Raw genomic sequence first — 22,507 nt, 5'->3', positions numbered from 1 at the left:
CCTGGCGCAAAGGAGCAACTGTGACCCTGATCTACGGCCATCGCGGTGCCAAAGGCGAAGCACCGGAAAATACCCTGACCAGTTTTCAGGAATGCCTCAAGCACGGCGTACGTCGTTGCGAACTGGACCTGCACCTGTCCATGGACGGCGAGCTGATGGTCATCCATGACCCGACCCTCAAGCGCACCGCCGACCGGCGCGGCAAGGTCGTCGAGTACTCGGCGGCTGATCTGGTGAAGATGGACGCGCGCAAAGGCGGCCCGGGTTGGGTCAGCCCGTGCCCGATCCCACGCCTGGAGGAGCTGTTCGAAAAGTGCGACTTCGATCACTGGCAACTGGAAGTCAAAAGCGCTTCACGCACTCGCGCTGCAACCACCGTGCTGGCAATCCGTGAGATGGCCGTACGCTTTGGCCTGATGGACAAGGTCACGGTGACCTCAAGCTCTCGGGAGGTGTTGAAAGCCGCGGTAGAACTCACCCCGGACCTGTCACGCGGCCTGGTGGCCGAATACGCCTGGCTCGACCCGTTGAAAGTCGCGCAGAACTACGGCTGTGAGTACCTGGCATTGAACTGGACGTTATGCACCCCTGAGCGCCTGGAGAAAGCCCAGCGCCAGGGTTTGCATGTATCCGTGTGGACGGTCAACGAACCTGCGCTGATGCGCAGGCTCGCCGACTTCGGCGTAGATAGCCTGATTACAGACTTTCCCGGTTTGGCCACTGCCACTCTCGGGAATTACTGAAATCGGTCTCCCCGGCCGGCTCAGGCCACCGGCCGGAGCCGCTCAAAAAAGCCGGTTGAGGCCGTCGTAGGCGGCTACCCGATAGGCTTCGGCCATGGTCGGGTAGTTGAAGGTGGTGTTGACGAAATACTTGAGGGTATTTTGCTCACCCGGCTGGTTCATGATCGCCTGGCCAATGTGCACGATCTCCGACGCCTGGTAGCCGAAGCAATGCACGCCGAGTACTTCCAGGGTCTCGCGGTGGAACAGGATCTTCAGCATGCCTTGCGGCTCACCGGCGATCTGCGCACGTGCCATGCTCTTGAAGAACGCCTTGCCGACTTCGTAAGGCACCTTGGCCTTGGTCAGTTCGTGCTCGTTCTTGCCGATGGAGCTGATCTCGGGAATCGTGTAGATCCCGGTCGGTACGTCGTTCACGTAGCGCCAGCTGCCGTTGTCGACAATGCTGCCAGCGGCCGAGCGGCCCTGGTCATGGGCGGCACTGGCCAGGCTTGGCCAGCCGATCACGTCACCGGCACCGTAGATATTGGTTACGCAGGTGCGGTAGTTCTCGTCCACCTCGATCTGGCCACGGCTGTTGACCTTGACCCCGATATTTTCCATACCCAGCTTGTCGGTGTTGCCGGTACGGCCATTGCACCACAGCAAGGCGTCGGCCTTGATCTTCTTGCCGGACTTGAGGTGCAGGATCACACCGTTGTCCAGGCCTTCGACCCGCTCGTACTCTTCGTTGTGGCGCACGGTGATGTTGTTGTTGCTGAAGTGGTAGCTCAACGCCTGGGAAATTTCCGAGTCGAGGAAGCTCAGTAACTGGTCACGGTTGTCCACCAGCTCCACCAGTACCCCCAGGCCGCTGAAGATCGAGGCGTATTCGCAGCCGATCACGCCGGCGCCATAGATGATCAGTTTGCGCGGGGTGTGGCCCAGGCTGAGGATGGTGTCGCTATCGTAGATACGCGGGTGGTGGAAATCGATGTCCGCCGGGCGATACGGGCGCGAACCGGTGGCGATGATGATGTGCTTGGCCACCAGCTTCTCGACCACGCCATTGGCGCAGACCACTTCGACGGTTTGCTCGTCGGCGAAGCTGCCGGTGCCGAAGAACAGGTCGACGCGGTTACGGGCGTAGTAGCCGGTACGCGAAGCGACTTGCTTGGAGATGACTTTTTCGGCGCTTTTCAACACGTCCGGGAACGAGAACCAGCGCGGCTCGCCAATGGCCCGGAACATCGGGTTGGTGTTGAACTGCATGATCTGGCGCACGGAGTGACGCAACGCCTTGGACGGGATGGTACCCAGGTGGGTGCAGTTACCGCCGACCTGACGACGGCTATCGACCATCGCCACCTTGCGCCCTGCTTTGGCAGCGTTCATCGCCGCACCTTCTCCAGCCGGGCCGGAACCCAGTACCACCACGTCGTAGTTGTAGACAGCCATGCGTACTCCTCAGAACAGGCCAGGCGTACGGTTGGACGCCGGGCTAAATCATGCCGCGGCCAGCGGTCATGAAGGACAATTTGGCTCAAGTGTGTGAACCGGGGCACAGTCTATAGAAGGCCGAGCGCCGCGAACATTAACCCTTGGTCGCGTCGTAGGCCAGTGTTGCCATACTACAGGACGCAAATCAGCGCCGAATTGAGGGTGAGCCTTATGCGACAACTATTTTTTTGTTTAATGCTGATAGTGTCGCTCACGACGCACGCCAACGATGCAAAGCGGCTCAAGCAGGCAAGCTTCCCCGCACAGGTCGAGGGGCTGGCCCTGAAAAACCAGGCGGTGTTCAACTATCTTTGGGCGGATGTGTATGCGGCGGCGCTGTATGCACCGGCTGACCTCGCTGCAAAGCAAGCCTGGGAGCAACAGAAGGCTGTGCGCCTGGCGTTGTATTACTTTCGCGACATTGACCGCGATGATGTAATCAAGGCGGCCACGGTAACCCTGGAACGCCAGCAAGCCAATGCTCGATTAAAGCCGCAGTTGGATCAGTTGCACGCCAGCTTTCGCAACGTCCGCAGCGGTGATCGTTATGCCCTGGATTTTCGTCCGGGCCGTGGGTTGAAGCTGGAGATCAATGAGCAGGTGGTGTTCAGCAGTCGTGATGAGGAACTGGCGCGGGCCTACCTGGGCATCTGGCTGGCGCCCAAAGGACTGTCTGATGAGTTGCGCGACAAGTTGCTGAATTGATGTGTCGGCTGTAGCACCGCCATCGGGGGCAAGCCCCCTCCCACAGTTGACCGAGGCCACCCTGAAGGAATACGACCCAATGTGGGAGGGGGCTTGCCCCCGATGAGGCCCTCCAGGCAACGCAAAACCCACAGCCATAAAAAAGCCCCGAACCAGTCGGGGCTTTCTCATTCAGCCCAAAGGCTTAGCGCGGGAACGCAGGCGGGTTGACCCCAGCCATGTCTTCCATCACGCGAACCACTTGGCAGCTGTAGCCAAACTCGTTGTCGTACCACACGTACAGCACAACACGGTTGTCCTGGGTGATGGTCGCTTCAGCGTCCACCACACCGGCGTGGCGCGAGCCAACGAAGTCGGTGGAGACCACTTCCTGCGAGTTGACGAAGTCGATCTGCTTGTGCAGATCGGAGTGCAGCGCCATGTAGCGCAGGTACTCGTTCATCTCTTCGCGGGTGGCGGCTTTCTCAAGGTTGAGGTTGAGAATAGCCATCGACACGTTCGGCGTCGGTACACGGATCGCGTTACCGGTCAGCTTGCCGGCCAGCTCAGGCAGGGCCTTGGCAGCAGCGGTGGCAGCACCGGTCTCGGTGATCACCATGTTCAACGCGGCGCTACGACCACGGCGATCGCCCTTGTGGAAGTTGTCGATCAGGTTCTGGTCGTTGGTGTACGAGTGAACGGTTTCAACGTGGCCGTTGACGATACCGAACTTGTCATTCACAGCTTTGAGCACCGGCACGATGGCGTTGGTGGTGCAGGAAGCGGCGGACACGATCTTGTCGTCAGCGGTGATTTCAGCGTGGTTGATGCCGTGCACGATGTTCTTGAGCTTGCCTTTGCCAGGCGCGGTCAACACGACACGGTCGATACCCGGGCAAGCCAGGTGCTGGCCCAGGCCCTCGGCATCACGCCATACGCCGGTGTTGTCCACCAGCAGGGCGTCCTGGATGCCGTACTGGGTGTAATCCACCTCGGTCGGGTTCTTCGCGTAGATCACCTGGATCAGGTTACCGTTGGCGGTAATGGTGTTGTTTTCTTCGTCAATGGTGATGGTGCCGTTGAACGAGCCGTGTACCGAATCGCGACGCAGCAGGCTGGCGCGCTTGGTCAGGTCGTTCTCGGCGCCTTTGCGCACCACGATGGCACGCAGGCGCAGGCCGTCGCCGCCACCGGTTTTCTCGATCAGGATGCGCGCCAGCAGGCGGCCGATACGGCCGAAGCCGTACAGCACCACGTCGGTGCCTTTGCGGGCGGCAGCGTTTTGCTGGCCAACCACATCGGCCATTTCTTCACGCACGAACTGCTCGGCACTGCGGCCGGCGCCTTCCTTGCGGAATTTGTAGGCCAACTTGCCCAGATCTACCGAAGCCGCGCCGAGCTTGAGCTCGCTCATGGCTTTAAGCAGTGGGAATGTTTCGTGGACGGAGAGTTCGCTGTCGTCGGCGGAGCGATGGCGCGCAAAGCGGTGAGCTTTGAGAATCGCGATGACAGACTGGTTGATCAGGCTGCGGCCATAGATCGAGCTCACCACATTGTTATTGCGGTACAGCTGGCCGATAAGCGGAATCATCGCTTCTGCGAGTGCTTCACGGTCGATCCATTCACCAAGACACTGGTCGGGCTTCTGAGTCACGGGAACCTTCCACATGTAGGGGCAGAAAAAAGGGGCTACATTATGCCGTCCGAGTGTCCGGGGAGCAATGCGCCCCGGACAACAAAAACGGCTTGCGAAAAACTGAAACCTCGCTGGAGCCCAGTAAATACGCGGGCTCCAGAAGGCCACCAGTCGAGCGCCATCGCCGACTTGTCCGTAACCCTCCTAAACATTCGCGCATTTTGGCACTACATATTGAGTCAAAACCGGTCATTGTTTGTCTTAGCCACTACATTTCCTGTAAACCGTAATAGGCACAGTCAGCAACTGACAGGCGGCACCTGGGGCCGTTACAATTACCGACTTTGTCGCAACGCTTGGAGCTCAACCTTCCGTGCCCGTTCTGCGTCTACCGCTACTCCCTGCCGCGGCAGGTAAACAGCACTGGGGCAACCTGCCCGGTGCCGCCCTGAGCCTGGCCATTGCCGAGGCTGCCAGCGCAGCCAAGCGCTTTACCCTGCTGCTCACCGCCGACAGCCAAAGTGCCGAACGGTTGGAGCAGGAGCTGAGCTTCTTCGCCCCGGATTTGCCGGTGCTGCATTTTCCCGACTGGGAAACCCTGCCTTACGACCTGTTCTCGCCGCACCAGGACATCATCTCCCAGCGCATCGCCAGCCTGTACCGCTTGCCGGAACTGGCCCACGGCGTGCTGGTGGTGCCGATCACCACGGCGCTGCACCGCCTGGCGCCGACCAAGTTCCTGCTCGGCAGCAGCCTGGTGCTGGATATCGGCCAGAAGCTCGACGTAGAACAGATGCGCACGCGCCTGGAAGCCAGCGGCTATCGCTGCGTCGACACGGTGTACGAGCACGGTGAGTTCGCAGTGCGCGGCGCCCTGATCGACCTGTTCCCGATGGGCAGCAAGTTGCCGTATCGCATCGACCTGTTCGATGACGAAATCGAGACCTTGCGCACCTTTGATCCGGAAAACCAGCGCTCCATCGACAAGGTCGACTCGATCAAGCTGCTGCCGGCGCGGGAGTTCCCGCTGCAAAAAGACGCGGTCACCCGTTTCAAGGCGCGCTTTCGTGAGCGCTTTGACGTGGATTTCCGTCGCTGCCCAATCTTCCAGGACTTAAGCAGCGGGATTACCCCAGCGGGTATCGAGTACTACCTGCCATTGTTCTTCGACGAAACCTCCACCCTCTTCGACTACCTGCCCCAGGACACCCAGGTGTTCTCGCTGCCAGGCATCGAGCAGGCGGCGGAAAACTTCTGGAACGACGTGCGCAACCGCTATGAAGAGCGCCGCGTCGATCCGTCCCGGCCTTTATTGCCGCCCGCCGAATTGTTCCTTCCCGTAGAAGACTGCTTCGCCCGCTTGAAAAACTGGCCGCGCGTGGTCGCCAGCCAACAAGATGTAGACGCCGGCAGTGGTCGGGAACGCTTCCCCGCGGGAACCCTGCCCGACCTGGCGATCCAGGCCAAAGCCACGCAACCGTTGGAAGCGCTGTCCAACTTCCTCGGTGACTTCCCTGGCCGCGTGCTGTTTACCGCCGAGTCCGCCGGGCGCCGCGAAGTGCTGCTGGAGCTGTTGGAACGCTTGAAACTGCGGCCCAAGACCGTCGACAGCTGGCCGGATTTTGTAAATAGCAAAGAGCGCCTGGCGATCACCATCGCCCCCTTGGACGAAGGCTTGTTGCTGGACGACCCGGCCCTCGCACTGATCGCCGAGAGCCCGCTTTTCGGCCAGCGCGTGATGCAACGCCGTCGCCGGGAAAAACGCGCAGACGCCAACAATGACGCAGTGATCAAGAACCTCACCGAGCTGCGCGAAGGCGCCCCGGTGGTGCACATCGACCATGGTGTAGGCCGCTACCTGGGCTTGCAGACACTGGAGATCGACAACCAGGCCGCCGAATTCCTCACCATGGAATACGCCGAGGGCGCCAAGCTCTACGTGCCGGTGGCCAGCCTGCACCTGATCGCCCGTTACACCGGTAGCGACGACGCTTTGGCACCGTTGCATCGCCTGGGCTCCGAGACCTGGCAGAAAGCCAAGCGCAAGGCCGCCGAACAGGTTCGCGACGTGGCCGCAGAATTGCTCGACATCTATGCCCGCCGTGCCGCCCGCGAAGGTTACGCGTTCGCTGACCCGAAAGCCGACTACGCCACCTTCAGTGCCGGCTTCGCCTTCGAAGAAACTCCGGACCAGCAAACCACCATCGAGGCGGTGCGCGCCGACATGCTCGCGCCCAAGCCGATGGACCGCCTGGTGTGTGGCGACGTGGGCTTCGGCAAAACCGAAGTGGCCATGCGCGCCGCCTTTATTGCAGTGCACGGCGGTCGCCAGGTGGCGATCCTGGTGCCGACTACCCTGCTCGCCCAGCAGCACTACAACAGCTTCCGCGACCGCTTTGCCGACTGGCCAGTGACCGTGGAGGTGATGAGCCGCTTCAAGTCCGCCAAGGAAGTGAATGCCGCCGTTGCCGACCTGGCCGAGGGCAAGATCGATATCGTCATCGGCACCCACAAACTGCTGTCGGACGACGTGAAGATCAAGAATCTGGGCCTGGTGATCATCGACGAAGAACACCGCTTCGGTGTGCGTCAGAAAGAACAGCTCAAGGCCCTGCGCAGTGAAGTCGACATCCTTACCCTCACCGCTACGCCGATTCCGCGCACGCTGAACATGGCCGTATCGGGTATGCGCGACCTGTCGATCATCGCGACGCCACCCGCACGCCGCCTGTCAGTGCGCACCTTCGTGATGGAGCAGAACAAGAGCACGGTCAAGGAAGCACTGCTGCGTGAACTGCTGCGCGGCGGCCAGGTGTATTACCTGCATAACGATGTGAAGACCATCGAGAAATGCGCCGCCGACCTCGCCGAACTGGTGCCGGAAGCCCGTATCGCCATCGGCCACGGGCAGATGCGCGAGCGCGAACTCGAACAGGTAATGAGCGACTTCTACCACAAGCGCTTCAACGTGCTGATCGCCTCGACCATCATCGAGACCGGCATCGACGTGCCCAGCGCCAACACCATCATCATCGAGCGCGCCGACAAGTTCGGCCTGGCGCAGCTGCACCAACTGCGCGGCCGCGTCGGGCGCAGTCACCACCAGGCCTACGCCTACCTGCTTACACCGCCGCGCCAGCAAATTACCAGCGACGCGGAAAAGCGCCTGGAAGCCATCGCCAACACCCAGGACCTCGGCGCCGGCTTTGTGCTGGCCACCAACGACCTGGAAATCCGTGGCGCCGGCGAACTGCTGGGGGACGGCCAGAGCGGGCAGATCCAGGCGGTCGGCTTCACGCTATATATGGAGATGCTCGAACGCGCAGTGAAAGCCATCCGCAAGGGCGAACAACCGAACCTCGATCAACCCCTGGGCGGCGGCCCGGAGATCAACCTGCGCTTGCCGGCATTGATTCCTGAAGACTACCTGCCGGATGTTCATGCGCGACTGATCCTCTACAAGCGCATCGCCTCGGCCACCGACGAAGAGGGCCTCAAGGACCTGCAAGTAGAGATGATCGACCGCTTCGGACTGCTGCCCGAACCGACCAAGAACCTGGTGCGCCTGACCCTGCTCAAGTTGCAGGCCGAGCAGTTGGGGATCAAGAAGGTCGACGCCGGGCCGCAAGGTGGGCGTATCGAATTCGAAGCGCAGACGCCGGTCGACCCGTTGGTACTGATCAAGCTGATCCAGGGCCAGCCCAACCGCTACAAGTTCGAAGGGGCTACGCTGTTCAAGTTCATGGTGCCGATGGAACGTGCCGAAGAACGCTTCAATACCCTGGAGGCGCTGTTTGAGCGCCTCATCCCGAAATCCGCTTGAAGGACGCCGCCATGCGCTTGTTCCGCATTCTGAGCCTGTTGTTGGTGGTACTCACGCCTTCGGCATTTGCCGACAGCCCGTACCAGGTGGAAATGATCCTGGTGCGCCAGAATGCCGAGCCGGTGATCAACAGCCGCGCCGCGCCGGAAAACTGGGATGAAGGTGCACCGCGCCTGGGCGAGCGGCTGAGCCCGCCGCGCCTGGGCAACATCGTCGAAAAATTGCGCGCCGATTCCAACTACACCGTGCTCGCGCACAAGGCCTGGGAACAGAACCTGGGCGAGCAGCCGGTGAGGATCGCGATCACCGACGGCCAGGAGCAATTCGGCCAGTTCCCTATCGAAGGCGTGCTGAGCCTGCAACTGGGTCGTTTCACCGACATCGATGCCGACTTCTGGATCAACCAGTTCGACGGCAACGGCAGCGTGATCGCCAGTGAACACCTGGCGCAGAAAGACGTACGCACCAAGAACAACCAGCTTAATTACCTGGACGGCGGCCACCTGGCGTTGCTGATCAAGATCACCTCGCTGACCGCCAAGCCGCCCAGCGCACCACCGCCCGACATGCAGGACTGATCCAGCGCCATGCCCCTCACTTCGCCTCTGACCAAACCCCTGGCCCCTTCGTGGGCCAATCGCTTCAAAGAGCAGAGCCTGGAGCGCGGGCGGCGTTACGCACTGGAAAATCGCGTGCGCATCGTCGAGTGCGGTGACAGCACCATTACCGCCAGTTGCGAAGGCTCCGGCGGTAACGTCTATCGGCAAACCATCTCGTTGCGTGAGTCGGCCAAGGGCCTGCTGATCCTGGTGGATAGCCGCTGTACCTGCCCGGTGCACACCAACTGCAAACACATCGCGGCGGTGTTGCTCAAGGTCCAGGAAACCCTGGCCTATCCGGCGGCGACCCAGGATGCGCAACTGCTGGAAAAACTCCAGGCCGTGCTGGATAACCGCGTGGTCCTGCCGCAGGTGGTCATGGAGGATGTGCGGCCCGTGCCACGCCTGTGGCTGGCCAGCGTCGAGTTCAGCGCGTTCGAACCGCGCAACGGCAAGATGCAGCGCTATATCCAGCACCGTGCGGCACTGTCGTTCAACTACCTGGGCAATTACGTCAGTGGGCAAAAGAACGCCGATATCATCGTGCGCCAGGACACCCAAAGCCTGCGAATCAAGCGCCACCCCGAGCTGGAACAAGCCTGTCGCGAACAGCTGCGTCTGCTGGGTTTCAAGATCGCTACGCGCCAAAGCAAGGCCTTGCCTGAAAGCGCCGGCGAGCTGTTCGAGATGGTCAATGACAGCGCCTGGCTGAACTTCACGCTCAACTCATCGCCCACGCTGCGGGCCGAGGGCTGGGAGCTGCAAATCGATGAAGACTTCGGTTTCGACCTGAGCCCGGTGGACGACTGGTACGCCAGCGTCGATGAAGCGCCGGAGCGTGACTGGTTCGACCTGGAGTTGGGCATCATCGTCAATGGCGAGCGGTTGAGCCTGCTGCCGATCCTGTTGAACCTGATGCGCTCCCACACCGAGATCCTCAACCCGGAAAAACTCGCAAGGCGCCGCGATGATGAACTGATCCTGGTGAATATCCCCGGGCTGCCCAACGGCCACGGCCCGCTGCAAGTGGCGCTGCCCTACGGGCGCTTGAAGCCGGTGCTGGCGACTCTCGGCGAGTTCTACCTGCAAGAAACCGGCACCACGACGTTGCGCCTGGCCAAGGCCGACGCGATCAGGCTCAACCCGCTGGAAGACCTGCCGTTGCAATGGGAGGGTGGCGAGAAGATCCGCAACTTCGCCCAACGCCTGCGGGACATCAAGGACTTCACCTGCGTGGCGCCCGAGGGCCTGAACGCAACCTTGCGCCCCTATCAACTGGAAGGCTTGAGCTGGATGCAGTCACTGCGCCAGTTGGAAGTGGGCGGGATTCTCGCGGACGACATGGGCCTGGGCAAAACCCTGCAAACCCTGGCGCATATTCTCACCGAGAAAATCGCCGGGCGCCTTGATCGGCCCTGCATGGTCGTGATGCCCACCAGCCTGATTCCGAACTGGCTCGACGAAGCAGCGCACTTCACCCCGCAACTGCGGGTGCAGGCGCTGTACGGCGCAGGGCGCAAGAAACACTTCGCCAACCTGCACGACTACGACCTGCTGCTGACCACCTATGCCCTGCTGCCCAAGGACATCGACACGCTCGCCGCCCTGCCCTTGCACGTCTTGATCCTGGATGAAGCGCAGTACATCAAGAACCCGTCCAGCAAGGCCGCCCAGGCCGCACGCGAGCTGAATGCCCGCCAGCGCCTGTGCCTGAGCGGCACGCCATTGGAAAACCACTTGGGTGAACTGTGGTCGCTGTTCCACTTCCTGTTGCCGGGTTGGCTGGGCGACGTGAAGAGCTTCAACCGTGATTACCGCGTGCCGATTGAAAAGCGCGCCAGCGAAGTGCGACTTCAGCACCTCAACGGTCGGATCAAGCCCTTCCTGCTACGCCGTACCAAGGAACAGGTGGCCACGGAATTACCGCCCAAGACCGAGATCATCCACTGGGTCGACCTCAACGAGGCCCAGCGCGACGTGTACGAAACCATGCGTCTGGCCATGGATAAAAAAGTCCGCGACGAAATCACCCGCAAGGGCGTGGCCCGCAGCCAGATCATCATCCTTGAAGCGCTGCTCAAACTGCGACAAGTGTGCTGCGACCTGCGCCTGGTCAACGACGCCACTCTGCCGGCGCGTGGCAGCAGCTCGGGCAAGCTCGACAGCCTGATGGACATGCTTGACGAGCTGTTTGCCGAAGGTCGCAGGATTCTGCTGTTCTCGCAGTTCACTTCGATGCTGAGCCTGATCGAAATCGAACTGAAAAAACGCGGGATTGCCTACGCATTGCTGACCGGCCAGACCCGTGACCGACGTACACCGGTGAAGGATTTCCAGAGCGGCAAGTTGCAGATCTTTTTGATCAGCTTGAAGGCCGGTGGCGTGGGTTTGAACCTGACCGAAGCCGACACGGTGATTCACTACGACCCGTGGTGGAACCCGGCCACGGAAAACCAGGCCACCGACCGTGCGTATCGCATCGGGCAGGAAAAGCCAGTGTTTGTGTACAAGATGATTGCGCGGGGCACGGTGGAGGAGAAAATTCAGCACTTGCAGAAGGAGAAATCCGACTTGGCGGCGGGCGTGCTGGATGGGCGTACGACTGGGGATTGGCAGTTGGGTAATGAGGATATCGAGGCGCTCTTCGCACCACTGCCTAATAAGCAAGAGAAGCGCTGACTGTTAGATCGCTATCGCAGGCAAGCCAGCTCCCACACTTGAATGTATTCACACATCAAAATGTGGGAGCTGGCTTGCCTGCGATGGCCGCGACGCGGTCCTCAGCCAGGCAAAGGAGCAAACAGCGCCTCAATATCCCGCTGCTCCAGCTTCCAACCGGCACTGGCGCCCCCTTCCAACACACCATCAGCCAAGGCCGCCTTTTCCAACTGCAACGCCTGGATCTTCTCTTCCACCGTGCCCCGGGCAATCATCTTGTACACAAACACCGGCTTATCCTGGCCTATACGATAAGCCCGGTCGGTGGCCTGACTCTCCACTGCAGGGTTCCACCACGGATCGTAATGAATCACCGTATCGGCCGCCGTCAGGTTCAAGCCCGTACCGCCCGCTTTCAGGCTGATCAGGAACAACGGTGTCTTGCCGTCCTGGAAGTTCTTCACTGGCGTACGTCGGTCAAGGGTGTCTCCCGTCAGGATCGAATACTCAAGCCCACGCTGCTTGAGCTCTTCTTCAATCAACGCCAGCATCGAGGTGAATTGCGAGAACAACAAAATCCGCCGCCCCTCGCTGAGTAACTCTTCCAGCATCTCCATCAGGCTGCCCAACTTGCCAGTGCCGGCCTTGACAGCTTTAGTCACCGGCGCAGATTTGACCAGGCGCAAGTCACAGCACACCTGGCGCAGTTTGAGCAGTGCTTCGAGAATGATGATTTGGCTACGGGCCACGCCATGCCGACTGATTTCGTCGCGCACCTTCTTGTCCATCGCCACGCGTACCGTTTCGTAGACATCCCGCTGTGCGTCGCTCAGCTCGACCCAGTGGACGATTTCGGACTTGGGCGGTAATTCCGTCGCGACCTGCTCCTTTTTACGTCGCAACAGGAACGGTTTGATACGTGCGCTGAGGTGCTGCATACGCTGCGCATTACCGTGTTTCTCGATGGGCGTACGGTAATCACGATTAAAGGTTTTGCTGTCGCCCAACCAGCCCGGTAACAGGAAGTGGAACAGCGACCACAGCTCACCCAAGTGGTTTTCCAAAGGCGTACCGCTCAAGCATAAACGCTGACCGGCCTCCAACTGACGAGCAGCCTGGGCCGCTTTGCTGTTGGGGTTCTTGATGTTTTGCGCTTCGTCCAGGATCAGCACGCTCCAGCGCTGAGGCTGCAGGACTTCGAGGTCCCGCGGCAACAGTGCATAGGTGGTGAGTACCAGGTCGTAATCGGTCAAGCGCATGAAGTCAGCCTGACGCTGCGCACCGTGCAGTGCCAGGACTTTGAGCTGTGGCGTAAAACGCGCAGCTTCGTCCATCCAGTTCGGGATCAAGCTGGTGGGCATTACCGCCAGTGCAGGCGCCTGTAAACGGCCAGACTGCTTTTCGCAGAGCAAATGTGCGAGCGCCTGCAGGGTTTTGCCAAGCCCCATGTCGTCACCCAGGATCCCGCCGACTTCCAGCTCGCGCAGTGTTTGCATCCAGTTCAGCCCTTCGAGCTGATAGCCGCGCAGTTCCGCGTTCAGGCCCCGAGGAGCCGGCACATGAACGTGAATGGAGTCTTTAAGGCGCTTGGCGAAATCACGCAGTCGCTTGCCGCCCTGCCAGACCAAGGGTAGTGCATCCAGGTTACTGAGCCGTGCCGCATCCGGCGCACTCAGCCGCAGTGCATCGCCTTCCGGTGCACGCAGGTAGAGTTCGCCGAGGGTCGCCATCAGGGGTTTGATACGACCGTAGGGCAGCGCGACTTTGGTATGAGTTCGGGCGCCCAGACTGACCAACACGCGCTCCTGATCATCACGCTCGGCCATGTAGGCGGCGTCAAGCAGTTTGGGTTGACGACGCATCAAGTCTAATACGATTGGCAGCAGACTGTGACGCTCGCCGTTGACCTCAATGCCCAGCTCAAGGTCAAACCACTCGTGGCCGGGCGACTCTTCGATGTCCGCGTACCAGCCGTCTACAGCCTCCACATCGTAATAAAACCCCGGATGGATGACGACGTCCCACCCTGCCTCACGCAAAACCGACAGCCCGCTCTCAACAAACGCCAGCCAGGCTTCATCATTGGGTAGATCGAACATCTCTCCTGCACTGGCAGGCAGCGCACGGGTTTTACGATTGACCGTTTTGAAGCCGATTTTTGTGAGCGTCTTGCGCAGGGCTTTTTCAGCCGCCGGCTTGCGTTGAATGCGCTGGGTTTCGGTGCCGTTGAGAAACAGGATGTCCTCAGTGCCCTTGCCGCTGACCTGGCTGGTGTTGTAACGGAAAGCCAAGGCAGCGCGGTGTTCCAGGGTGATCACCCGCCGATAGTCGGTCTGGCTGTACATGTAGGACTCGTCGCTTCCCAAGGTAAGGCACCCTTGAGGCTCCAACGTATCGACTACACGCTCGGTCAGCTTGCGCGGCGGCGGAATCACCTTGGACGCCGCGCTGATGCGATGACTGAATAACGCGACTTGATCAGCAGGAATCATCGGCAAGTTGCACAGATGCATGGCCAGATTCTCATCCAGCCCGTGCTCAACCACCCCGATTGCCATGTTATCGAGGTCAAGATAATGAAGCGGTTTGAGGGGCAACACGTCGTCCAACTCGAGCCCGTCACTGATCCAACTGGGAATGTAATTGCCATCGGGCATCACAGCCCAATCGAAACGAGCGGTGCGGGCCGGGCCAGGGTTAAGCGCCAGTCTTGGGCCCACCTCAAGAAACAGGCGCTGGGTTTTCAACGCCAATTGGAGAATTTCAGCCCCCATCTCGCCCGCCAGCTGAAAGCTGCTGCCATAACTCCCATAAGAGCGGCCCAACATCAGCAGTCGACCAATACGCGTATCCAGCTCATGCATATAACCAGGGGCGCGCCGCAATGTCTCATCCATCGAGTACAGCGGCCTGATATCGCTGTAGTCACCTTTTTTCGTCAAGCGCGCCCGGTACACGTCCAACAACCAGCCACTGGAATAAACCTCGGGAGTGATCTGATACAGCAAACAGGTACCGGTATTCTTGGGCTGAACCTCACCCACCTGGGTGGGCTCAGGAATACTCTCAAGCCAGCTTTCGAGCTGCGGACTCAGACGGTCGGCCACCTGCTTTTTCGGTTCGTTCAGCTCGTCATACAGCGCGGTCAACGTAAACAAGGTTGCAGCGGCGTGCTTGCAATTGATCGCCACCGGGCAAGAACACACGCACCTGAGGCCCGTCCAACGGGATGTTGCCCCCTCCAGGGTAATCGCCAGGCTATAGACATTCCGGCCAGACCCCTTGCACTGTGCAATCAGTCTGTCCTGTCCGAATTCTTTTATCTCAAGACGATTTTCGCCAGCATACTCAAAGCCACGCTCCAGCGAGCGAGGGTCAAAGTATTCCTGCCAATCCAACTCGACGATACGTGCAATCAGGTCATTCATGGAGCAGAACTCTACAGCGGTCAGCAACGAGATTTAAAGCAGGGCGACTCCTACAAGGCGGTAAGAGATAGCTACAGCCATATCCAGACGCTTCTTACACCAAGCTTCTTAACAGCACAGGCGCCGTTCACTCAATCAGATGAGCGTCCCGCAACGCTGTGAGAGCCGTCAACCAGCGCGGATCCTGTTTGTAATCAGTCGACGCAACCGCCTGCCCACGCATACGCGCAATCCGCGCCGACGGCGTAACCTTCATCCGCTGCGCGGCGGTGAGTGCCAGCTCGGCAGCCGCGCGGTCATTGCACACCAGCCCCATGTCACAACCCGCCGTCAGCGCCGCCTCGATCCGACTCGCCGCATCGCCGACCACATGGGCGCCCGCCATGGACAGGTCATCACTGAAAATCACCCCGTCGAACTGCAACTCGCCGCGCAGGATGTCCTGCAACCAACGGCGTGAGAACCCGGCGGGCTGGCTGTCGACCTGCGGGTAGATCACATGCGCAGGCATTACTGCGGCCAATTGCTTGCTCAAGCGTGCGAAAGGCACCAGGTCATTGGCACGAATCTGTTCCAGGCTGCGTTCGTCATTGGGAATCGCGACGTGGGAATCGGCCTCGGCCCAACCGTGCCCGGGGAAGTGCTTGCCGGTGGCGGCCATGCCGGCGCTGTTCATGCCGCGAATAAAGGCACCGGCCAGTACGGCGGCGCGCTCGGGGTCGCCTTCGAAGGAGCGAGTGCCGACCACGGCGCTGCGTTGGTAATCCAGGTCCAGCACTGGGGCGAAACTCAGGTCGAGACCCACGGCCAGTACTTCGGTGGCCATGATCCAGCCGCACTGTTCTGCCAGGTATTCAGCGTTGGGGTTATCGGCCAGCGCGCGCATGGCTGGCAGGCGCACAAAGCCCTGGCGCAGGCGCTGTACGCGCCCGCCTTCCTGGTCGACCGCCAGCAGCAGGTCCGGGCGCACCGCACGGATCGCCGCACTCAGCTCGCGAACCTGGCGTGGATGCTCGATATTGCGCGCAAAAATAATCAGGCCGCCCACTTCCGGTTGGCGCAACAGGTGACGATCCTCGGCCGTCAGCCAGGTACCGGCAACGTCGACCATCAAAGAACCTTGCAGGGCAGCAGTCATAAACCTTCCTTAAATAACGCACACAACCCGTCGTGCTGACCAGGCACGGTCAGCACGACGGGTTACGGATAAATAGCTGAAATCGGCATGGCGGCTAGCTTAGCGGATGCAAGTGGCCACGCACACCCAGGGGCGATCAAACCTTGGCGGCGACCGGTGCAGTTTTGCTGCGCGGGCGCAGTTGGGCGGCGGCCATGGTCGAGTCGGTGACGCCGGTCTCGGCGCGCATACCCGCAGCGAGGAACGGTACCATCAGGCGCATCACCTGTTCGATCGAGGTGTTCACGCCGAAATCGGTCTCGGCTATCGCTCGCAACGCCTTGATCCCGGACATGCTGAACGCCGCAGCGCCGAGCATGAAATGCACGCGCCAGAACAGTTCGATAGGCGGAATACGTGGGGCCGCCTCGTTGACCAGCAACATATAGCGGCGGAATACTTTGCCGTACATGTCTTCCAGGTAACGACGCAGGTGGCCTTGGCTCTGGCTGAACGCCAGGCCCAGCAGGCGCATGAAGATCGACAGGTCATTACCACTGCGAGGTTGCACGACCAACGCCTGCTCTACAAGAATTTCCAGCAGCTCTTCCAGGCTTGGCTTGTGATCAGCCTTGGCCTGGCGGCGCTCCAACTCACGGTCGAGGCTGGCACAGAATGGCCCCAGGAAGCGGGAAAACACCGCTTGGATCAGGGCTTTTTTCGAGCCGAAATGATAGTTCACGGCAGCGAGGTTGACCCCAGCCTTGCTGGTGATCAGCCGCAATGAGGTTTCAGCAAATCCTTTTTCCGCGAACAATTGCTCGGCAGCATCGAGAATGCGTTCAACGGTTTCCGACTGGGCCATGGCTACTCCGCCTGACAAACACTTGTTTGAAACATACGTTTCAGAGTGTGTCTTGTCAAGCCTGCGGGTTCGCTTTCCGGCCGGGCAGTCACCCCTTTCATCGCTATTTAATCACATCCCTTTCGCCGTGTAGGCAACACCCTATCTACGTTGTAGGAAGGGTGACGCATGACCGTCCAGCGGAGTCGCGCAAAAGGATGATTGCCAAGCGCAGTTCACTGTATATAATCCCAGTCACTGTATAAAAAGACAGAGCGATCAACATGCTAAAACTGACGCCACGCCAAGCCGAGATTCTGGCCTTCATCAAGCGCTGCCTTGATGACAACGGTTACCCGCCTACCCGTGCGGAGATTGCCCTGGAACTGGGGTTCAAGTCCCCGAATGCCGCGGAAGAACACCTCAAGGCGCTCGCTCGCAAAGGCGCGATCGAGATGACTCCAGGGGCTTCACGCGGTATCCGCATCCCTGGCTTTGAAGCCAAGGCCGACGAATCGACACTACCGATCATCGGCCGCGTCGCTGCCGGTGCGCCGATCCTGGCGCAGCAGCACGTCGAGGAATCCTGCAACATCAACCCGACCTTCTTCCATCCTCGCGCCGACTATCTGTTGCGTGTTCACGGCATGAGCATGAAGGACGTAGGCATCTTCGATGGCGACCTGCTCGCCGTGCATACCACCCGTGAAGCCCGCAATGGCCAGATCGTCGTCGCCCGTATCGGCGATGAGGTCACGGTCAAACGCTTCAAGCGTGAAGGCAGCAAGGTCTGGCTACTGGCCGAGAACCCTGAGTTCGCCCCGATTGAAGTCAACCTGAAAGATCAGGACCTGGTGATCGAAGGCTTGAGTGTCGGCGTCATTCGCCGCTAAAGGAGGCATCATGCAGCTCGTGCACACCCCACAACACACACAACTGTCGCTGTTCGAGGCCTTTATGGCCCAACCCCTTGCGCCCATCCTCAAGGAAACGGTCGAAGCCCCCTGGGGCGGTGAACCTGAGGCGTTCAGTGAATTGTCGTTGCGCGGTGCAGCCGAAAGCTGCCTGAACCTGCTGGCGCCAATTCTGCGCGAATTGAGCGAAGACCAGGACGCACGCTGGCTGACGCTGATCGCCCCGCCCGCCAGCCTGACCCAGGCCTGGCTGCGGGACGCCGGCCTCAACCGCGAGCGCATCCTGCTGTTGCAGCCACGGGGAGCGCAGAGCGCCCAGCAGTTGACCTGTGAGGCCTTGCGTCTAGGCCGCAGTCATACGGTGGTGAGCTGGTTGAATCCGTTGAATGCGAGCGCCAAGCAGCAACTCATCAGTGCCGCACGTACGGGCGACGCTCAGAGTTTGAATATTCGTTTGGGATAAAACTACAGCTTGGCTTGCAGTGATCGGGCTTGGAAGCCCCTTCACCACAAGACTTCAGTGAAGTACCCGCGGGCCGTCGTCCTTCTCCGGCTCGCCTTCAGCCAGGCGACCTGCCATCTGCACGCCCACGCTCAACATGGCTTTAGCCACTTCCACGTGCTGGCCCTGCAGGAACACTTTGGCATCTTCGGAAAAATCCAGAATAACCAGAGAACCTTCGTCCTCAGCCCGGCGCAGTTCGATTCGGCCATCAGGCAGTTCAACAATTTCCAGAAAGGACGTTGGCATAAAAGTCTGTTCTCCACGAAAGGCCGAGATTATATCAGTCATCCACCCAGCCTCGCAGAGGAACCGGGCAGGTTTCTTTACGGCTTGATGAATGGTGCCCGGCGAGCGCCTACCTTCAGCACTCGTTCAACCCCTCACGGAAACGCAGCGCCATCTTTTTCAGCTCCTGGCGCCAGCCTTCCAACTCTTCGCGCCCCAAGGGCTTGGGCTCATCCTGTTCCAACGCCACGGCAACGATCAGCGGCTGGGTGACATCGCCCTTGGGCACATGGGGAATACGTGGTGGATGGAACATATCGGCATGGGCCTTGAGCAGCCGTGCCACCCAACTGTCAGGGCTCTGGGCCATTTCCACCAACTCGGCCAACTCAGGGATCGCCATCGAATCGAGCACTTCACGATTCATGATCATTTCTGCACGGGGGGCACCCGCCTGGGGCAAGCGGTAGAACCCTGCAATTTCATGACACAGCCCCAGCAACGCGCCATAGAGATGGAACAAGGCCGCTTCGCGTCCCGCCTGCACCAGCGCGATGGCATTCATCTCCTTCCCTTCCTCTGCACGGCCAAGGGCGTCCAGGGATAAACCCGCGAAGTAAATTTTCTGATTGGTACGGGTATAGAGTTCGTTGGCCATGACGGCAATCTCCACAACGAATAGGCGTGATGCTGGCTGAACAGTGTCACGGATCAGCCGAACGTACTGCAAGTGCAAATGTGGGAGGGGGCTTGCTCCCGATGGCGGTGGGTCAGTTACAGATGTATCAACTGACACTCCCTCATCGGGGGCAAGCCCCCTCCCACATTGGATCTTCAGCACATTCGGTGGATCAAGCGCCCTGGCGCTTGTCCTCGACCTTCCACTTGCCGCCGTCGTAGAACGCTTTCCAGCCGGTAGGCTTGCCGTCCACTTCGGTCTGCACGTACTGCTCCTTGGTCTTGCGGCTGTAGCGGATTACGGCTGGGCGACCATCCGGGTCCTTCTTCGGCGCTTCACACAGGAAGTGGTACTTCGGATCGATCTCGTCCTTGTGCGGCACGATCTCCATCACCAGCGGCGCACGGGTCTCGCGGTTTTTCGGGAACTGGCTGGCAGCCAGGAACAGCCCCGAAGCACCGTCACGCAGGATGTAGGTGTCGTTGACCTTTTCGCACTTGAGCTCCGGCATCTTCACCGGATCCATCTTCGGCGGCGCCGCATCACCGCTTTTGAGCAGTTTGCGCGTGTTCTTGCAGGTCGGATTGGTGCAGCCGAAGAACTTGCCGAAACGGCCGGTCTTGAGCTGCATCTCGCTGCCGCACTTATCGCATTCCAGGCTCGGACCTTCATAGCCTTTGATACGGTAGGTGCCCTCTTCGATCTCGTAGCCATTGCAATCGGGGTTGTTACCGCAGATGTGCAACTTGTGCTTCTCGTCCAGCAGGTAGGCGTCCATCGCCGTGCTGCAGATCGGGCAGCGGTGCTTGCCACGCAGCACCAGCGACTCGGATTCACCCTCGTCATCAGCCGCGATTTCATCACCCGGCACCAGGTTGACGGTCGCCTTGCAGCGCTCTTTGGGCGGCAGGCTGTAGCCTGAGCAACCGAGGAACACGCCCGTGGAGGCGGTACGAATCTGCATTGGTCGACCGCAGGTGGTGCACGGAATATCCGTCATCACCGGCTGGTTGGCGCGCATACCGCTCTCAGGGTTCTCGGCTACTTCGAGTTTTTTCTTGAAGTCGCCGTAGAACTCATCCAGCACGTTTTTCCAGTCGCGTTCGCCCTGGGCCACGTCATCGAGGTTCTCTTCCATGCCGGCGGTGAAGCCGTAGTCCATCAGGTTGGAGAAGCTCTCGGACAGACGCTCGGTAACGATATCGCCCATCTTTTCCGAATAGAAACGACGGTTGTGCAGCGCGACGTAGCCACGGTCCTGGATGGTAGAAATGATCGCTGCATAGGTCGACGGGCGACCGATACCGCGCTTTTCCATCTCTTTCACCAGGCTGGCTTCGGAATAGCGCGCCGGCGGCTTGGTGAAGTGCTGGGACGGGTCGAGCTTGATCAGCTTCAACGTATCGCCCTGGGCCATGTCCGGCAGCACGTCGTCATCGCCAGGCTTGGCGATTTGCGGCATGACACGGGTGTAGCCGTCGAACTTGAGGATACGGCCCTTGGCGCGCAGCTCGAAGTCGCCAGCGCCCACACTGACAGTGGTAGACAGGTATTGCGCCGGCAGCATCTGGCAGGCCAGGAACTGGCGCCAGATCAGCTCGTAGAGGCGCTCAGCGTCACGCTCCATGCCGCTCAGCTTGGCGGGCGTGGTGTTGGCGTCGGAAGGACGAATCGCTTCGTGAGCCTCTTGTGCGCCTTCCTTGCTGCTGTAGACGTTCGGCTTCTCCGGCAGATAGGTCTTGCCGAACTCGCTTTCAATATACGTGCGCGCCATCGCCACCGCGTCTTGCGACAGGTTGGTGGAGTCGGTACGCATGTAGGTGATGTAACCGGCTTCATACAGACGCTGGGCCATCATCATGGTCTTCTTCACCCCGAAGCCCAGGCGGTTGCTCGCGGCCTGTTGCAGGGTAGAAGTGATAAACGGCGCCGACGGCTTGCTGCTGGTCGGTTTGTCTTCGCGCTTGACGATGCTGTAGCTGGAGGCCTTGAGCTTCTCCAGCGCGGCCATGGCCTGGGCTTCGTTCAGCGGCTTGAAGGCCTCGCCTTTCTCGCGGGCCACTTCAAAGCGCACGTTGGCGCCCTTGGCGGTGCCGAGATCGGCGTGCACTTCCCAGTATTCTTCGGGGTTGAACGCACGAATCTCACGCTCACGCTCCACCACCAGCTTCACCGCAACCGATTGCACACGGCCGGCGGACAAACCACGGGCAATTTTCGCCCACAGCAGTGGCGAGACCATGTAGCCCACGACGCGGTCGAGGAAGCGACGGGCCTGCTGGGCGTTGACGCGGTCAATATCCAGCTCGCCCGGCTTGGAGAAGGCTTCCTGGATGGCTTTCTTGGTGATTTCGTTGAACACCACACGCTTGTAGCGGCTGTCATCACCGCCGATGGCTTCGCGCAGGTGCCAGGCAATGGCTTCCCCTTCGCGGTCCAAGTCCGTCGCGAGATAGATGGTGTCAGCATCCTTGGCGAGCCGGCGCAGCTCTTCGATGACCTTTTCCTTGCCCGGAAGGATTTCGTACTTGGCCTTCCAGCCATGGTCCGGGTCCACACCCATGCGCGAGACCAGCTGCTTGCGCGCTTTCTCTTTAGGGCTGAGCACCGGACCTTCGCCCGCGGCCGCCTTGCCGCGCTTGGCGGCAGGCTCCTTGCTGGCGCTAGCCGAACCGCTGGTGGGCAGGTCTCGGATATGGCCGATACTCGACTTCACCACGTACTCGTTGCCCAAGTACTTGTTGATGGTCTTGGCCTTAGCCGGGGATTCCACAATGACCAGCGATTTGCCCATGGATCGGAAAATTCCTGAATTCGAGAAGTGAAAGGCAGTTGGCGCCTGTCGCGGCAACGCTATATATAGTGGCAACAAGGTGAGGTCAAGCGCAGCATTCTGCGCGACCTGCCCTTATTGCCCTTTAAAAAGACTGGGTTCGGCCTGGACCAAAGCAAAGCGCGGGACCTGCTCGCCGTCAACTTCAACGGTCTGAAGGAACATGCTCAAGGGACGCACCCAAAAGCCGTATTCGCCATACAGTGCTTGGTAAAACACCACTTCTTCTTCGGTTTCGGAGTGCCGTGCCACGCTGAAAACGCGGTACTGCGGCCCCTTATAATGTTGGTAGAGCCCTGGTTCGACTTTCATGCTCTGGCCCTCGTACAAAATTTGTTGA

The 22,507-nt window shown here is 60.1% G+C and carries 16 protein-coding genes; 7 read left to right on the top strand and 9 right to left on the bottom strand.

What is annotated here, in order from left to right:
* Nucleotides 1-20: 20 nt before the first annotated feature.
* A complete protein-coding gene (locus E4O97_RS18040) occupies nucleotides 21-743 on the top strand; it encodes a glycerophosphodiester phosphodiesterase family protein (protein ID WP_003172585.1) in 723 nt (240 codons plus the stop codon).
* Nucleotides 744-785: 42 nt separating this feature from the next.
* Here the strand turns inward: E4O97_RS18040 and sthA are convergent, their stop codons facing one another.
* Complete coding sequence (gene sthA / locus E4O97_RS18035; RefSeq protein ID WP_005786183.1) at nucleotides 786-2,180, bottom strand: Si-specific NAD(P)(+) transhydrogenase; 1,395 nt, start codon at nucleotides 2,178-2,180, stop codon at nucleotides 786-788.
* A gap of 213 nt (nucleotides 2,181-2,393) precedes the next feature.
* On the opposite strand from sthA, the gene E4O97_RS18030 reads away from it, so the two are divergent.
* Nucleotides 2,394-2,927: a chalcone isomerase family protein gene (locus E4O97_RS18030; RefSeq protein ID WP_078820627.1), complete on the top strand. Its 534-nt coding sequence runs from the start codon at nucleotides 2,394-2,396 to the stop codon at nucleotides 2,925-2,927.
* A 184-nt stretch (nucleotides 2,928-3,111) separates the two neighbouring features.
* Here E4O97_RS18030 and E4O97_RS18025 read toward each other — a convergent pair whose 3' ends face one another.
* Complete coding sequence (locus E4O97_RS18025; RefSeq protein WP_032803369.1) at nucleotides 3,112-4,575, bottom strand: glyceraldehyde-3-phosphate dehydrogenase; 1,464 nt, start codon at nucleotides 4,573-4,575, stop codon at nucleotides 3,112-3,114.
* Nucleotides 4,576-4,915: 340 nt separating this feature from the next.
* On the opposite strand from E4O97_RS18025, the gene mfd reads away from it, so the two are divergent.
* From mfd to E4O97_RS18010, 3 genes are read left to right on the top strand one after another with little or no spacing between them, the layout of a single operon-like run.
* Complete coding sequence (gene mfd / locus E4O97_RS18020; protein ID WP_148852349.1) at nucleotides 4,916-8,365, top strand: transcription-repair coupling factor; 3,450 nt, start codon at nucleotides 4,916-4,918, stop codon at nucleotides 8,363-8,365.
* Between the two features lie 11 nt (nucleotides 8,366-8,376).
* Complete coding sequence (locus E4O97_RS18015) at nucleotides 8,377-8,943, top strand: CsiV family protein (protein WP_248161870.1); 567 nt, start codon at nucleotides 8,377-8,379, stop codon at nucleotides 8,941-8,943.
* Between the two features lie 9 nt (nucleotides 8,944-8,952).
* A complete protein-coding gene (locus E4O97_RS18010; RefSeq protein ID WP_078820625.1) occupies nucleotides 8,953-11,643 on the top strand; it encodes a DEAD/DEAH box helicase in 2,691 nt (896 codons plus the stop codon).
* Between the two features lie 101 nt (nucleotides 11,644-11,744).
* On the opposite strand, the gene E4O97_RS18005 is transcribed toward E4O97_RS18010, so the two are convergent.
* The 3 genes from E4O97_RS18005 to E4O97_RS17995 form a co-directional block, all read right to left on the bottom strand.
* Nucleotides 11,745-15,050 (bottom strand): DEAD/DEAH box helicase, encoded by a 3,306-nt coding sequence (locus E4O97_RS18005; protein WP_248161869.1) that lies wholly within the window; start codon nucleotides 15,048-15,050, stop codon nucleotides 11,745-11,747.
* A 127-nt stretch (nucleotides 15,051-15,177) separates the two neighbouring features.
* Nucleotides 15,178-16,188, bottom strand: a complete 1,011-nt coding sequence (gene nagZ, locus E4O97_RS18000) for a beta-N-acetylhexosaminidase (RefSeq protein ID WP_248161868.1) — start codon at nucleotides 16,186-16,188, stop codon at nucleotides 15,178-15,180.
* A gap of 136 nt (nucleotides 16,189-16,324) precedes the next feature.
* Entirely contained in the window at nucleotides 16,325-17,032 is a 708-nt protein-coding gene (locus tag E4O97_RS17995; RefSeq protein ID WP_005786171.1) for a TetR/AcrR family transcriptional regulator, read from the bottom strand.
* Between the two features lie 263 nt (nucleotides 17,033-17,295).
* Between E4O97_RS17995 and lexA the strand changes: the two genes are divergently transcribed.
* Together lexA and sulA are read left to right on the top strand one after the other, a co-directional pair.
* The gene (lexA, locus tag E4O97_RS17990) at nucleotides 17,296-17,904 is read left to right on the top strand and encodes a transcriptional repressor LexA (RefSeq protein WP_003172575.1); all 609 of its coding nucleotides are present in this window, start codon (nucleotides 17,296-17,298) and stop codon (nucleotides 17,902-17,904) included.
* 10 nt (nucleotides 17,905-17,914) lie between these two features.
* A complete protein-coding gene (gene sulA, locus E4O97_RS17985; RefSeq protein ID WP_005786162.1) occupies nucleotides 17,915-18,388 on the top strand; it encodes an SOS-induced cell division inhibitor SulA in 474 nt (157 codons plus the stop codon).
* Between the two features lie 54 nt (nucleotides 18,389-18,442).
* Here the strand turns inward: sulA and E4O97_RS17980 are convergent, their stop codons facing one another.
* The 4 genes from E4O97_RS17980 to E4O97_RS17965 all read right to left on the bottom strand — a co-directional run bounded on the left by E4O97_RS17980 (nucleotide 18,443) and on the right by E4O97_RS17965 (nucleotide 22,479).
* Nucleotides 18,443-18,676, bottom strand: a complete 234-nt coding sequence (locus E4O97_RS17980) for a hypothetical protein (RefSeq protein WP_005786160.1) — start codon at nucleotides 18,674-18,676, stop codon at nucleotides 18,443-18,445.
* Nucleotides 18,677-18,791: 115 nt separating this feature from the next.
* The gene (locus E4O97_RS17975; protein ID WP_032877217.1) at nucleotides 18,792-19,313 is read right to left on the bottom strand and encodes a DUF6586 family protein; all 522 of its coding nucleotides are present in this window, start codon (nucleotides 19,311-19,313) and stop codon (nucleotides 18,792-18,794) included.
* 193 nt (nucleotides 19,314-19,506) lie between these two features.
* Nucleotides 19,507-22,128 carry a type I DNA topoisomerase gene (gene topA, locus E4O97_RS17970; protein WP_005786156.1) on the bottom strand — a complete coding sequence of 874 codons (2,622 nt, stop codon included), beginning with the start codon at nucleotides 22,126-22,128 and terminating at the stop codon, nucleotides 19,507-19,509.
* A 114-nt stretch (nucleotides 22,129-22,242) separates the two neighbouring features.
* On the bottom strand, nucleotides 22,243-22,479 hold the full coding sequence (locus tag E4O97_RS17965) for a DUF1653 domain-containing protein (RefSeq protein ID WP_046071494.1): 237 nt from the start codon (nucleotides 22,477-22,479) through the stop codon (nucleotides 22,243-22,245).
* Nucleotides 22,480-22,507 lie beyond the last annotated feature (28 nt).

Origin of the sequence: Pseudomonas sp. W15Feb34 (assembly GCF_023127765.1) — a bacterium.
Classification (GTDB): domain Bacteria; phylum Pseudomonadota; class Gammaproteobacteria; order Pseudomonadales; family Pseudomonadaceae; genus Aquipseudomonas; species Aquipseudomonas synxantha_A.
This window is presented reverse-complemented; position numbering and strand designations above follow the sequence as displayed.

What these genes read in the sequence shown, in the direction of transcription:
- E4O97_RS17965 (WP_046071494.1), bottom strand. Translation starts at nt 22,479, where the DNA reads ATGAAAGTCGAACCAGGGCTCTACCAACATTATAAGGGGCCGCAGTAC.
- nagZ (WP_248161868.1), bottom strand. Translation starts at nt 16,188, where the DNA reads ATGACTGCTGCCCTGCAAGGTTCTTTGATGGTCGACGTTGCCGGTACC.
- E4O97_RS17995 (WP_005786171.1), bottom strand. Translation starts at nt 17,032, where the DNA reads ATGGCCCAGTCGGAAACCGTTGAACGCATTCTCGATGCTGCCGAGCAA.
- E4O97_RS18010 (WP_078820625.1), top strand. Translation starts at nt 8,953, where the DNA reads ATGCCCCTCACTTCGCCTCTGACCAAACCCCTGGCCCCTTCGTGGGCC.
- sthA (WP_005786183.1), bottom strand. Translation starts at nt 2,180, where the DNA reads ATGGCTGTCTACAACTACGACGTGGTGGTACTGGGTTCCGGCCCGGCT.
- lexA (WP_003172575.1), top strand. Translation starts at nt 17,296, where the DNA reads ATGCTAAAACTGACGCCACGCCAAGCCGAGATTCTGGCCTTCATCAAG.
- E4O97_RS18015 (WP_248161870.1), top strand. Translation starts at nt 8,377, where the DNA reads ATGCGCTTGTTCCGCATTCTGAGCCTGTTGTTGGTGGTACTCACGCCT.
- E4O97_RS18030 (WP_078820627.1), top strand. Translation starts at nt 2,394, where the DNA reads ATGCGACAACTATTTTTTTGTTTAATGCTGATAGTGTCGCTCACGACG.
- E4O97_RS17975 (WP_032877217.1), bottom strand. Translation starts at nt 19,313, where the DNA reads ATGGCCAACGAACTCTATACCCGTACCAATCAGAAAATTTACTTCGCG.
- topA (WP_005786156.1), bottom strand. Translation starts at nt 22,128, where the DNA reads ATGGGCAAATCGCTGGTCATTGTGGAATCCCCGGCTAAGGCCAAGACC.
- E4O97_RS18025 (WP_032803369.1), bottom strand. Translation starts at nt 4,575, where the DNA reads ATGTGGAAGGTTCCCGTGACTCAGAAGCCCGACCAGTGTCTTGGTGAA.
- E4O97_RS17980 (WP_005786160.1), bottom strand. Translation starts at nt 18,676, where the DNA reads ATGCCAACGTCCTTTCTGGAAATTGTTGAACTGCCTGATGGCCGAATC.
- E4O97_RS18005 (WP_248161869.1), bottom strand. Translation starts at nt 15,050, where the DNA reads ATGAATGACCTGATTGCACGTATCGTCGAGTTGGATTGGCAGGAATAC.
- sulA (WP_005786162.1), top strand. Translation starts at nt 17,915, where the DNA reads ATGCAGCTCGTGCACACCCCACAACACACACAACTGTCGCTGTTCGAG.